Origin of the sequence: Micrococcus sp. Mcc89 (assembly GCF_024519795.1) — a bacterium.
GTDB classification, from domain to species: Bacteria; Actinomycetota; Actinomycetes; order Actinomycetales; family Micrococcaceae; genus Micrococcus; species Micrococcus luteus.
Window position 1 is genome coordinate 1 of sequence record NZ_JALJRI010000067.1, and the last position, 548, is coordinate 548.

Annotated in this window: 2 pseudogenes; one reads left to right on the forward strand and one right to left on the reverse strand. The window is 66.1% G+C overall.

Annotated features, from left to right (window positions below):
• Positions 1-55: 55 nt before the first annotated feature.
• Positions 56-256 (reverse strand): annotated as a pseudogene (locus NR072_RS07580) (MerR family transcriptional regulator); the annotation flags it as partial.
• Positions 257-312: 56 nt separating this feature from the next.
• On the opposite strand from NR072_RS07580, the pseudogene NR072_RS07585 reads away from it, so the two are divergent.
• Positions 313-501: pseudogene (locus NR072_RS07585) on the forward strand (FAD-dependent oxidoreductase); the annotation flags it as partial.
• Positions 502-548: the final 47 nt, after the last annotated feature.

Here is a 548-nt window from a genome sequence, read left to right on the forward strand (position 1 = left end):
GCGCCTGACCCCCATGAAGGATCAGACCGCTACACCATCACGAGGGGCTTGACCCCAGCACCTGACCGATCTGGGCCAGGGTCAGCCCGGCCGCTTGCCCCCGGCGGATGAAGTCCAGCCGGTCGAGCACCTCGGCGCCGTAGTCCCGGTAGCCCGCCGGGGTGCGGTCCGCGGCGGGTAGCAGCCCGACCTCCTCGTAGTACCGCAGGGTCTTGCTCGTCGTGCCCGACGCCCGAGCCACCTCACCGATCCGCATGCCACTCATTCTCCCCCTTGACCTTCCAGTGCACTGGAAGGTCGATCCTGAGGGCGATGAAGGAGGAGTTCATGACGGCAACGGCTAACAGCAGGTCGTATGACCTGGCAATGATCGGGTTCGGTGGGGCGGCGTTCGCGGCCGCGATCCGCGCCACCAACCTCGGCAGACGGGTGGTGATGATCGAGCGTGGCACCGTCGGCGGTACCTGCGTGAACACCGGGTGCGTGCCCTCCAAGGGCGTGTCAGATGGTCTGTGTAAGCCGTACCGAGAGGAACGGTAAGAATCATG